The organism is Bacteroidales bacterium (assembly GCA_013141385.1).
GTDB lineage: Bacteria > Bacteroidota > Bacteroidia > Bacteroidales > Tenuifilaceae > UBA8529.
The window spans coordinates 13959-27104 of sequence record JABFRB010000028.1; the positions used below are offsets into that span (position 1 = coordinate 13959).

A 13146-nucleotide genomic window follows, 5' to 3' on the forward strand; every position below is an offset into this window, starting at 1 on the left:
ATACTTTGCTTACATCATTCCGCCCATTCCGCCCATTCCGCCCATTCCTGGGTTACCCATTGGTGCAGAATGCTCCTCTTTCTTTTCAACTATAACACACTCAGTTGTTAATAGCATTCCAGCAATTGATGCGGCGTTTTCCAATGCAACACGTGTTACTTTGGTTGGGTCGATAACACCAGATGCATAAAGATTTTCATATTTATCTGTTTGTGCGTTGTAACCATAATCGCCTTTACCTTCTTTAACCTTCTGAACAATTACTGAACCTTCAAGACCAGCATTCTCAACAATTTGTCTTAGTGGTTCTTCAATTGCACGTTTTATAATAAGAATTCCAGTAGTTTCATCATCATTATCGCCTTTTAGTTTATCAAGAGCAGCAATAGCGCGAATATAAGCAACTCCACCACCAGGAACAATACCTTCCTCAACAGCAGCACGGGTTGCGCTAAGAGCATCGTCAACGCGATCCTTCTTCTCCTTCATCTCGGTTTCTGTAGAAGCACCAACATAAAGAACTGCAACACCACCAGCTAGTTTAGCAAGACGTTCTTGTAATTTCTCACGATCGTAGTCAGATGTGGTATTTTCAATTTGAATTTTAATTTGTGCAACTCTCTTTGCGATAGTTTCTTTTGCACCAGCACCATTAACAATGGTTGTATTATCCTTGTCAATTGTTAATTTTTCTGCTTTTCCAAGCATTTCCATCTTGGCTGCGTCTAAACGAAGACCTTTCTCCTCGCTAATTACAACACCACCAGTAAGAATTGCTATATCTTCTAGCATCTCTTTACGACGATCACCAAAACCAGGAGCTTTAACAGCAGCAATCTTTAGTGAACCACGTAGTTTGTTAACTACTAGTGTGGCAAGAGCTTCACCTTCTATATCTTCAGCAATAATAAGCAATGAACGACCAGCTTGTGCAACAGGCTCAAGAACTGGAAGAATATCCTTCATTGTAGAAATCTTACGATCGGTAATAAGGATGAATGGGTTCTCAAGAACGGCCTCCATCTTTTCTGGATCGGTAATGAAATAAGGTGAAATGTAACCACGGTCGAATTGCATACCTTCAACAATCTCAACGGTTGTTTCAATACCTTTTGCCTCTTCAACTGTAATAACACCTTCTTTCTTTACTTTCTTCATTGCTTCAGCGATAAGCTTACCAATTTCGCTATCGTTGTTTGAAGAAATTGTAGCTACTTGCTCAATTTTTACATAATCATCACCAACAGAAATGCTCTGTTTTCTTAGGCTTTCAATAACTTTTGCAACACCCTTATCAATACCACGCTTTAAATCCATTGGATTTGCACCTGCGGTAACGTTTTTTAACCCAACGGCTACAATTGACTGTGCAAGCACGGTAGCGGTAGTTGTTCCATCACCTGCATCATCGGCAGTTTTAGAAGCAACCTCTTTAACCATCTGAGCCCCTACGTTTTCGAAAGGATCTTCAAGTTCAATTTCTTTTGCAACGGTAACACCGTCCTTGGTGATTTGAGCTGAGCCAAATTTCTTCTCAATAATTACATTACGACCTTTGGGACCAAGGGTTATTTTAACGGCGTTTGCAAGTTTATCAACACCTTTTTTAAGTTGATCGCGCCCGTCAATATTAAATTTTAATTCTTTTGCTGACATTTTATTTATGTTTTTTACTGTTTAGAAAACTATTGAAAAAATTTTCACAGAATTAATGTTATACAATTGCAAGGATATCTGATTGTTTCATCATTAAATAATCCTTACCATCAACGCTGATTTCAGTACCAGCATATTTTCCATAAAGAACAACGTCTTTAACCTTAACCTCCATGGTTACGTCTTTTGTTCCAGGGCCAACTGCGATAACTGTGCCTTTTTGAGGTTTTTCTTTAGCTGTATCAGGAATATAAATTCCACTTGCGGTTTTTTCTTCTGCCGCCGTTGGTTCAACAAGTACCCTGTCGGCTAATGGTTTAATCTTTACTGACATTTTTACTATTGTTTAAGGTTAAACATAATCATATTTCATGGTTGCGGAATAGCATAAGATATGCCAAATCCTTTTACTGCCGTTTTGTGCCAGAAAAATCTGCCATTTGTCGCACAAGTATCTTAAAATAAATTTATTTCGAAGTGGATTTTCCGCTTAATCTCTTAATTTTAAGCAAAGGACAGCAATAAATTGGTACAAATAAAAAAGTGTCAGCACATGACATCCTGACACCCCTTTGATGTTGTTATTGCGTTAATTCTTGGATGTATCCTTTTGCGCTTGTCCTGGTTGCTGTGTTGCGTTAGGAAAATTAGGGAGAGCCGTTGGATCTTGAGTGTCCTGAATCTGTTTCTCAATTTCTGAGCGGCTTGCATTCGCTCTATCCTTTGGCATTGTAAGCGATGCTAAAAGGCTAAGTACTAAAAGGCTAACAGCTAATGTCCATGTTGCTTTTTCAAGAAAATCAGCAGTTTTACGAACGCCCATAATCTGGTTTGAACCAGCAAAGTTGGAAGCTAATCCGCCTCCTTTTGAATTCTGCACTAGTACAATTAATACCATGAAGATGCAGACTACAATGATCAGAACTGAAATAAGAATATACATCGCTTTGGTGTTTACGTTTATTTATTATCTTTTTCTATTTTCGAAATTTGACCCGCAAAGTAACTACTTTTTTCCGGATATTTCAAACTTAATTTTTCATAAATTGAAATTGCTTTATCAATATGTCCTTGTGAAAGGTATATCTTTGCTATTGGTTCAGTAATTAAATCCTCTGGTTCTGCGAGTGATTTTAATGAAATATCTTCTTGATTTTCGGGTACAACTTGTGGTGGCTTAAGCCGAGGATTACTCTCAATGAACTGTGCTATTAAATCGTCATTAGTTAATGATTTACTAGATGTGCCATTGAAATTTTCGGATTCCTGAGATATAATTGAAAATTCATCGGTGCTTTCCGATTCGCCTATATCTAGTAGTTCCTGGCTAGAAATGGGTGTTTCGATATTTTTTGAATGATCACTTATATCAACTAATAGTCCATTTATATTCTGGGAATCTTCAATTAAAACAAAAGATGATTCCGACTCATTTGATGAAACTGAAATATCATTAGAAGGTTTAACTAATGGATTTAGAACAAAGAAAAGTTGACGACGATCCGGCAGCAATGCAGCTCCTTTATAGAGTTGTTCCTCAAAAGTTGAAGGTTTATTTATTCTCAGGTTTTTCAAGTATAAAACCCTTGCAGCATGAAAATAGGGATACTTTTCAACAACCGATGCGATATAATTGCATGTCTCAGCATTCATCATTTTCGATGAATCTAAGCGACTATAGAACGTTTCTTTCTCCATTTACATTACCAATTTGCAACTGAACTATTAAAAATTTCGTCAACAATCTTATCAACTATCGTTTTAACAAGTGCCTGTTCAACCGATGAAAACTCTTGCTCTCCACCAAAGTCTTCAAATTGAGAGATGGTCTTATCGAAATTGTACTTACTATCCTTTACATTTTCGTACTTAACCTTTATAGAAATAGTTAACCTATTCTTTGCAGCTACCTCATTTCCCTGTATCGCAATGGGTGAGGTTAAATAGCTAGTTATTTGACCGGAAAATTGTAAATCGCCATTTTCCTTTACCAGATTTAAACTAGTTTGTGTTATAAATCTATCTTTTAAAGCTTCTGTAAAAATCCGACTGAGTGAAGGATTCACAAGACTTGCATAGTTCTGGAAGTATTCAACGCTAACCGTTTTAATGTCAGGAGATATTGAAGCCCCAGTAAATGAATACTGTATTCTGCAACTTGAAATTGGAATAATCACTAATCCCACAAATGTTAGAATCGACATTGATCTACTAAAAAAGAATTTCCTAATTATAGTCATCATAATTTCCTAATCAATATTATGCTCTTTTATTTTGCGATAAAGCGTTCTTTCAGAAATACCCAATTCACCAGCTGCCATTTTTCTCTTCCCTTTATGTTTGTCGAGAGCCTTTTTAATGAACTCTATCTCCTTATTTTCAAGAGATAAAGACTCTTCAACAATCTCCTCTGTATCCTGAATGTTTGCCTGATTTTGAGTATATGATTTACTATCTACCTGAACAGAAACGGGCGTAATTAAAGCATCGGAAGTATTATATAGATTATTTAACAACTTTGCACTTTCATTTTTAATCTCAATATCATTAGGATTACTCCGTAAAAGGTCAAGCACAAGTTTTTTAAGATCGTTAACGTCATTGCGCATATCAAAAAGAACTTTGTAAAGTATTTCTCGCTCCGATGAAAATGTTTGTTCATCAACAAATCCCTTCTTGTCTAATAATGCAGGCAGTTTAATTGAATTATAATCCGGAAGATATCGCATAAGAACCTCTGGGGTCACATTTCTGGTCTCTTCAATTATGGATATCTGCTCGGTAATATTCTTAAGCTGCCTAATATTCCCTGGCCACTTATAGGAAACTAAAATCCGACGAGCATCATCATTTATGGATATTTGGGGCATACGGTACTTATCCGCAAAGTCAGAGGCAAATTTGCGGAAAAGCAAAGGTATATCATCCATACGATCACGTAATGGGGGAATCTGAATGGGTACAGTATTTAATCGATAATACAGATCCTCACGAAATTTTCCCTCTTGAATGGCATAAGGAATTGCTACATTGGTTGCGGCAACAACCCTAACATTTGTTTTATGAACCTTTGAAGAGCCAACCCTAATAAATTCGCCCGACTCAAGAACTCTGAGCAGACGAACTTGTGTTGAAGATGGTAATTCCGCCACCTCGTCAAGAAAGATCGTACCTCCATTAGCAACCTCAAAATAACCTTGACGGCTTTCAGTTGCACCAGTAAATGATCCCTTTTCGTGCCCGAACAATTCCGAATCAATAGTTCCTTCTGGTATTGCACCACAGTTAACTGCTATATATTGTCCATGTTTCCGAGCGCTAAAATGGTGGATTATCTGAGGAAAAACCTCTTTCCCAGTCCCACTTTCGCCTGTAATTAAAACCGATAAATCTGTAGGAGCTACCTGACGGGCAATATCAATCGCCCTATTTAGTTCATCCGAAACTCCTATTATACTAAATCGTTGCTTAATGCTCTGAATATCCATAACTAATTAATCAAACACTGCCAAAATTACATCATTAAAACGATAAACCCAACTCAATGCTGCAATTTAAAACATTTTAAGATTACTATTTAACTGACATTTTTGCTTAGTCGCCAAATCAATCAAAAATTGTACTTTTGATGCAAGAAAATAATAATGCTTTTATATGAAAATACTTGGAGTTATCCCAGCCCGCTTTGCTTCAACCCGATTTCCGGGAAAACCTCTTGCTGAGATTTCTGGCAAACCAATGATTCAATGGGTTTATGAGCGTACATCTAAGGTTTTTGAGGATGTTTATGTTGCAACTGACGATGAGCGCATTCAGAAAGCGGTAGTGGCATTTGGGGGACTAGTCGTAATGACATCAACAGAGCATCAAAGCGGAACAGACAGGTGTGCTGAAGCTCTTAACATAATTGAGAAAGAAGTTAATACTAAGTTTGATATTGTTATAAATGTACAGGGTGATGAACCTTTCATCCAACCAGAACAACTTAAAAAGGTTGCCAACTGTTTTAACGATCCAGCTGTTCAACTCGCAACGCTTGTAAAACAGTTCTCGAATAGCGAAGATATTTTCAATCCCAATAGCCCAAAGGTGATATTAAACTTAAAAAAGGAGGCTATATATTTTAGCCGATCTGTAATTCCTTTTGTTAGAAAAAAGGAGAAGTCTGAATGGCAACAAAACTATCCATTTTATAAGCATATTGGCCTTTATGCATATCGCTGCAATGTTTTAAGGGAGATAACCAAACTAACCCAATCGCCCCTTGAACTAGCAGAATCGTTAGAACAACTACGATGGATCGAAAACGGATATCGAATTCGAGTTGAGGAAACAGATATGGAAACCCTAGCCGTTGATACCCCAGAGGATTTAGAAAGGGTGAAGGAGTTTGCGAAAACTGTTTTAAAATAAATCCTCTCCCTTTTCTTTACTTCTCCTTTAAAATAAATACATACACTGGTAAGTGATCAGAATATCCTCCTTGCCATGTATTACCAACATAGGTGCGTAGTGGATACCCCTTAAATTGCCCTTCTTTCTGCAATACAAGCGGAGAATTAAAAACTTTGGCTTTGAAAAATTTGAGGGTTGATTTATCGCTACCCAAAAGAGGTTCTGAAACTATTATTTGATCGAATAAACTCCATGTGTCCTGATATGCTATTGAGCCAGTACCATCTTTAAATAGCTTCCACATTGGGTTAAAAAGTTCTCCTTTCTTTACATCATCCATATTCCCTTTTGCCGTAAGAGAATTGGTTAAGCTACTATTCACGGGATCATCATTTAAATCGCCCATGATGAATATTTTAGAGTTTATATCGGTTTTGAATATCGAGTCTACAATTGATTTTGTTAGCTCAGCCGCCGCTTGGCGGAAGGGTTGACTTCTTTTTTCTCCTCCACTCCTCGATGGCCAATGGTTTACAATAATATGGATAAGTTCATTGTCGAACATTCCGCTAACAACAAGTTGATCTCGGGATCTCCATGTTGTGTCATCTTTACGTATTAACCGAACCGAACGGCTGGAAACAACCCTGAAGAAATCTTTGCGATAAAGAAGAGCAACATCTATACCTCTCCTATCTGGCGATTCATAATGTACAAAACTATACTTTGAAGCTTTTAGTTTGGGAGTATTTACCAAATCCTCAACCACAGAACGATTCTCAATTTCGCTTACTCCAATCAACGCTGGCCCTCCTGGAAACATTTCAGAACCAATCTGAGAAATAACCGTTGACATGTGATCGAGTTTTTGATTGTACTTCTCGTAATTCCATTTATTAACACCATCTGGGGTAAATTGAACATCGTTTGAACCCGGAATTGTATCAAATAGATTTTCAAGATTATAAAAAGCAACACAACCCACTTTGTACTGTTTTTTACCTTGGGTAAATGCATTTTCGACAATGAATAAACCCAAAACCAATACAATAATTAAAACCTTTAGCACACCCTTCGATTTCATCGCAGAAAATTTTAATGTTTATACCCTCAAATATCTTGATAACAGCAAAAAAACAACGCATTGAGATAAACCAGAGAAAAAACAACTTTTTTCGTCAATCCATTAAAAATAAAACCTACCTTTCTCTTCGCAATGCCTCATCGAATGGCAAATATAGCGTACTCCTTTATATAAAAAAACTACAGGTCAATTATTATTCCTTTTAGGTAAATAATTAAAAAATAAACTGTTTTTTTGTACTTATTAACATTAAGAATTATTGTAAGTTGTAAGAAAATCAAAACAATTAATACTTATTTGCGGATGAAGAGATTAATTATTTTCACTATTGTAGTTTTATGGGCAGGATTGGGAAGCATCAGTGCGCAAACTACAACACAGGGGGTTGTAAAGGATACAGATACTGGAAATCCCTTACCTGGCGTTACCATCCAGATTCAAGGAACACCAATTACAATTACTACAAATTCTCTGGGAGAGTATCAATTGCCATCCCTTCCAGAAGGTAACTATTTATTTACATTTACGTTAGCCGGATTTCAAATCACAGAACAGCAAGTTGAACTGAAATCTGGGAACCAAATAATTCCAGAGGTTTCTATGAAACGAACTCAGGTTGATGAGGCTCAAAATCAAACATTATCAGAGGTAACCATCTCTTCCGATGATTTAGATATGGACTCAAAGGGTCAGTCTGTTTCTGGGTTATTACAGTCTGGCGCAGATCCATTTGAATCGGCTGTTTCATTTACGTTTAGCCCTGCCAGATTTCAGATAAGAGGCTATGATTCTGACTACAATTTAATGTATATGAATGGCATACCAGTAAATGATGCCGAAAGCGGTTTTTCCAGCTGGGGCGATTGGGGTGGGCTAAATGATGTCACTCGTAATAAGGAGTCGCGATACGGCCTATCAACTTCAAACTTTTCATTTGGAGGAATTGGTGGAGTTACTAATATCAATACTCGTGCATCTCAGGCGCGAGTTGGCACAAAAGTATCATACGCATCTACTAATAGAACCTATACAAACCGTTTAATGTTCACCCATTCAACCGGAATGATGGAAAACGGTGTTGCACTTACTTTAAGCGGTTCACGCCGATGGTCAGAAGAAGGTTATGTGGAAGGTACTTTCTATGATGCATATTCCTATTTTATATCTATAGAAAAAAAGTTTAGCGATAAGCATTCCGTTTCTTTCACAACATATAATGCTCCTACAAAAAGAGGAATGCAAGGAGCTGCAACAGACGAGGCAAACAAACTTGCTGGTTCAAACTTCTATAACCCCAATTGGGGCTATCAGAATGGGGAAAAACGTAACGCCAGAATTCGTAATCAACAGGAACCAACCTTCATGTTAAACCATTACTGGAATATTAACGATAAAATGAACCTAACAACCAATTTGGGTTATTCATTTGGAAATTATAGCACATCTGCACTTAATTGGTACGATGCTCAAGATCCAAGACCTGATTACTATCGTAAACTTCCCAGTTACTACCAATCAACTGGCGATCAAGAAACCGTAGATCAAATTACAGATGCTTGGAAAAATGATATTAATACCCGCCAAATTAATTGGGATAACTTATATCAAAGCAACTATAGAAGCATTGATACCGCTAAGTACATTCTTGAAAATAGAATAACTGATTCAAGACAAGTCTCCTTTAGCTCCGTGTTAAACTGGGATTTTAAATCAAATATTAAAATAGTAAGTGGAGTTGAATTCTCAATGTATAAAGGAAGAAGTTATAAAACAGTTGACGATTTACTTGGAGGAAAATACTGGGTAGATATAGATCAATTTGCTGAAAGAGATTTTGGTGATCATAATTTGGCTCAAAATGACTTGGATCACCCTGATAGACAAGTTAAAAATGGCGATACATTTGGCTATGACTATGATGCTAATGTTAATACTGGCTCACTTTGGGTTGTTGCTAGTTACATAACAAACCATGTGGATTATTACTTTGGCGCCAATTACGACATGACCCAATTTTGGAGAACAGGAAATATGCGTAATGGTCGATTCCCAACAAACTCAAAGGGTAATTCAGAAAAGCAGACATACAACACATATGGATTTAAAGGTGGAGCAACATGGAAAATAGATGGCAGAAATTTTGTTGAAGCTAATGCCACTTATATAACAAGGGCACCATTCTTTAGGAATTCCTATATCTCCCCAAGAACCAGCAACAGGATTATTCCAGCATTAACGGAGGAGAAAATTTTAAGCACTGATATCAACTACAACCTTCGCACGCCATTTGTTAAAGCAAGATTTTCAGCCTACTATACTCGCTTTATGGATCAAAATGAGATGAAGAGTTTCTACCACGATACCTACAATACTTTTGTTAACTATTCAATGATTGGGATTGACAAAGAGCATAGGGGTATAGAATTTGGTGCTGAAATTAAGGTTACAACAACACTTAAAATAAATCTTGCAGCCGCTTTAGGTTCTTATAAATATATTTCGAGACCAAGTGTAACAGTAACAAAGGATAACAGCGATTCAATATTTACGTATAATCAATCTGTGTACATAAAGAATTTCTATATCTCTAATACACCTCAAACAGCAGCAATGATTGGTATCAATTATGCATCTCCTAAGTATTGGTATTTAGGTGCAAGTGTAAGCTATTTTGGTGATACCTATATTGATTACAATCCTGAAAGAAGAACTGCTGAGATGGTTGATCCAAGTAATCCAAGCAATCAACTAATTACAGAACAAACGGGTGTGCCAAGTGCATATCTTGTCGACGCTAGTATTGGTAAATCATGGAGGATTAAAAAATACTTTATTAACTTAAACTTCCAAATTGCAAATGTCCTAGATAAAACCGATTTTAAGACAGGTGGTTATGAGCAATTACGCTATTCTGGTTTATCAAGCGACATTACAAAGTTCCCATCCAGATATTACTATGCGTTTGGACGGACTTACTACTTGAGTCTTGGATTTCGTTTTTAACAATTAATACTGTAGATGATGAAAAAGATAATATATATAATAAGTGGAGTAGTACTCTGCACGCTGATATTCAACTTCTCAAGTTGTATCGATAAAAGTTTTACTGATATCGAGCCTAGAATTGACTCAACATTAATAAACGCAAACACAACAATTGCTGAACTTAAATCTGCTTACCCAGGGGAATTAATTAAACTAACAGATACCACCTTTTACAAAAGAGATTCAATAATTATTGAGGGTATTGTTATTTCCGATGATCAAGCAGGTAACTTCTATAAATCAATTATCATTCAGGATGCCACTGGTGGAATTGAAGTGAAATTAGATAAAACAACCCTTTACAACGATTACAAAAGAGGGCAAAGAGTTATAGTCATTTGTAACGATCTTTATTTAGGCGATTATGGTGGACTAACCCAAATTGGCTCGACATTCACCGAGAACGGGTATAGGCAGATTGGGGGTATTGAGGGAGATGTTATGATAAACAAACATGTGTATAGAAAAGGAAAAGTTTTAGTTCCAGTAACCCCTCTAACGCTATTACCCAATATGCTAACTACCAATAATTTTAGCAAATTGGTAAGGGTCAATAATGTTCAATTTACAACTTTGTCTTTGCCGGGAACTAGCAATCGTTTAACTTTTGCGGATAAAGCAGGGGGTGAATCCATTGATCATTATATAAATACCTGCCCTAGCTCGTTTACTAGTTTGGTGGTTCGTTCAAGCGGCTATGCAAAATTCGCAAACGATACAATTCCCAGTAGGAATGGTTCAATTATTGGAATACTCAGCTACTATAACGGCACCTACCAGCTGATTGTGAGGGATTTGAAAGATATTAATTTTATTAACGCTAGATGTAACAACTAGGAGGAGATAAACAATGAAAAAGAAAATTACATCAATACTGATACCCTTTATTTTTCTTGGGTACGTAATGTTTCAAGGTGGATGTGTTAAGGAAAACTTTGATACTATACCTAGCTTAAAAGATACCTCAAGCCTAATTACTACAGCTAGCATTTCCGAGATAAAAGCTTTATTAACAAATACAGCCATTGTCTCCAAAGTTAAAGACCTTGCCACTCCTACGTTTTGGCAAACAGTAAAAAGTCGCAATATTTCAAAAAATGTGACTGATATTGCTTCAATTGTGATTGAAGGGTATGTTACCTCAAGTGATTCAACTGGAAATTTCTATGAGGTATTTACTATTCAGGATTCAATAGATGGACGGAATGCAACTGGAGGGATAGATATTAAGGTTAATACAAGCGATTTATACACAATTTATAGGCTAAAACCAGGGCAAAAAGTTTTGGTTAAATTAAATGATTTATACTTGGGTTATTATAGGGGTGTATACCAATTGGGTGCTGCAATTGTTGAATTAGGTGCATTAAAACTTGTTGGAATACCTCCTGCTCAAGTTCCTAACTTTATTGAAAGATCTGGGGTAAGAAAAAAACTTGAACCTATCGATCTTAACATAGATCAGGTTAATGTTTCGCATGTTCAAAAACTAATTCGAATTAATAACGTTCAATTTAAAGATCCTTTCAATGCTTTTAGTATTCCAGGTGTTAATACAAACCGAACACTCATTGATTGCGCCGGGAAAACACTTATTCTCAGAACAAGCGGTTTTTCAACATTTGCCGCTGCGCAAGTTCCATCTGGAAACGGTTCTATCACAGGTGTTCTTAGCACCTATGATGCAACGCTCCAATTATATATCCGCGATTTAAATGATATCCAGTTTACCTACCCTCGATGCGGATCAACAGCCCCAACGCCAAATAAAACCATTGCTGAATTAAAGGCCATGTGTACCTCCACCTATTTATACATTAATACAGATGTGGTTATTTCAGGGATTGTAACTGGAAATGATGAATCGGGAAATCTTTATAAATTACTAAACATTCAGGATGAAACAGGTGGAATAACATTCTCTATTAACATTGGTGGATTATACCCAGAATATCCTGTAGGAACCAAAATCGTCGTTAATTGCAACGGATTGTGTATTGGAAAATATGGCGGTGTAGTTCAGCTTGGTATGCCTCCCTATGCAACTTATGTTACAAGATTAGACCAAAACACTTTTTATAGCAAAGTATTTACAATTGGAACAGGTTTTACTGTTGCGCCAATTAGCACTACAGCTGACGCTTTGAATGACAATATGATTAACAAATTGATTACATTAAAAGATGTACAGTTTGGCGATTCTGATCTTGGAAAATCATGGTCTGAACCCAGTGCAACTACTAATCGAAATATTGAAAGCATTTCGGGAAATAAGGTTATTGTTAGAACAAGTAACTTTGCAAATTTTGCGCTAACAAGCTTACCTTCTGGTAGTGGGAATATCACTGCAATTTTAACAAAATATAGTAGTGATTACCAACTTGCAGTCCGCGATTTAACCGATGTTCGACTAATTAAACCCCGATTCTCCTTTGTTCTTTCACAGGGTTTTAGTTCTGCTACTGTTGGTTTGCCCATTTCTGTTGATGGCTGGAAAACAATTGCCACCGCTGGCACAAAATTATGGTCGGCAAAGGCTTATTCTGGTGATACTTACGCTGAGATGAACCCTTATAACTCAGGTGAGGCTAGTAATATAGCATGGCTTGTTTCACCTCAGGTAAATTTGGCTGGAATAACTAACCCAACTTTAATTTTCCAAACTGAATATAACTACTGGTTTAGCCTATCAACATTGCAAGCATACATCTCTACAGATTTTGATGGTACTAATGTTAATGGAGCCACATGGACACAATTGACAGGAGCACGAATTGTCCAACAAGCCGATGGTACTAATAAATGGGTTAGCTCAGGTTCAATCGATCTAAGCCAATATACAGGTAATATCTACATTGGTTTTAAATACTCTTGCAGTGGAGGAACTAGCGCTACTGCATACAGAGTTGATAATGTAAAGATATTTTCTAAATAAAAGATATTTGAATATTCTGACCCCATCAGCA

At 36.7% G+C, this 13146-nt stretch carries 11 protein-coding genes; 4 read left to right on the forward strand and 7 right to left on the reverse strand.

Translation table 11 applies throughout. From position 1 onward, the window contains the following. Positions 1-9: 9 nt before the first annotated feature. The 6 genes from groL to HOO91_16055 all read right to left on the reverse strand — a co-directional run bounded on the left by groL (position 10) and on the right by HOO91_16055 (position 5144). Positions 10-1656: a chaperonin GroEL gene (gene groL / locus HOO91_16030; protein ID NOU19066.1), complete on the reverse strand. Its 1647-nt coding sequence runs from the start codon at positions 1654-1656 to the stop codon at positions 10-12. A gap of 58 nt (positions 1657-1714) precedes the next feature. Beyond that, on the reverse strand, positions 1715-1990 hold the full coding sequence (locus tag HOO91_16035; GenBank protein NOU19067.1) for a co-chaperone GroES: 276 nt from the start codon (positions 1988-1990) through the stop codon (positions 1715-1717). Positions 1991-2245: 255 nt separating this feature from the next. Then, on the reverse strand, positions 2246-2599 hold the full coding sequence (gene secG / locus HOO91_16040) for a preprotein translocase subunit SecG (GenBank protein ID NOU19068.1): 354 nt from the start codon (positions 2597-2599) through the stop codon (positions 2246-2248). A gap of 17 nt (positions 2600-2616) precedes the next feature. After that, a complete protein-coding gene (locus HOO91_16045) occupies positions 2617-3354 on the reverse strand; it encodes a hypothetical protein (protein ID NOU19069.1) in 738 nt (245 codons plus the stop codon). 5 nt (positions 3355-3359) lie between these two features. After that, complete coding sequence (locus HOO91_16050) at positions 3360-3860, reverse strand: LptE family protein (GenBank protein ID NOU19070.1); 501 nt, start codon at positions 3858-3860, stop codon at positions 3360-3362. 45 nt (positions 3861-3905) lie between these two features. Continuing rightward, positions 3906-5144 (reverse strand): sigma-54-dependent Fis family transcriptional regulator, encoded by a 1239-nt coding sequence (locus HOO91_16055; protein NOU19071.1) that lies wholly within the window; start codon positions 5142-5144, stop codon positions 3906-3908. Between the two features lie 166 nt (positions 5145-5310). On the opposite strand from HOO91_16055, the gene kdsB reads away from it, so the two are divergent. Beyond that, entirely contained in the window at positions 5311-6069 is a 759-nt protein-coding gene (kdsB, locus tag HOO91_16060) for a 3-deoxy-manno-octulosonate cytidylyltransferase (GenBank protein NOU19072.1), read from the forward strand. Between the two features lie 16 nt (positions 6070-6085). Here kdsB and HOO91_16065 read toward each other — a convergent pair whose 3' ends face one another. Further along, positions 6086-7135, reverse strand: coding sequence for an endonuclease/exonuclease/phosphatase family protein (locus tag HOO91_16065; protein NOU19073.1), 1050 nt, complete (start codon positions 7133-7135; stop codon positions 6086-6088). 303 nt (positions 7136-7438) lie between these two features. Between HOO91_16065 and HOO91_16070 the strand changes: the two genes are divergently transcribed. Genes HOO91_16070 through HOO91_16080 form a run of 3 tightly spaced genes read left to right on the forward strand, consistent with a single transcriptional unit; the run spans position 7439 to position 13115 of the window. Beyond that, the gene (locus HOO91_16070; GenBank protein ID NOU19074.1) at positions 7439-10138 is read left to right on the forward strand and encodes a TonB-dependent receptor; all 2700 of its coding nucleotides are present in this window, start codon (positions 7439-7441) and stop codon (positions 10136-10138) included. Between the two features lie 18 nt (positions 10139-10156). Further along, entirely contained in the window at positions 10157-11017 is an 861-nt protein-coding gene (locus HOO91_16075) for a hypothetical protein (protein ID NOU19075.1), read from the forward strand. A gap of 13 nt (positions 11018-11030) precedes the next feature. After that, positions 11031-13115: a DUF5017 domain-containing protein gene (locus HOO91_16080; GenBank protein ID NOU19076.1), complete on the forward strand. Its 2085-nt coding sequence runs from the start codon at positions 11031-11033 to the stop codon at positions 13113-13115. Positions 13116-13146: the final 31 nt, after the last annotated feature.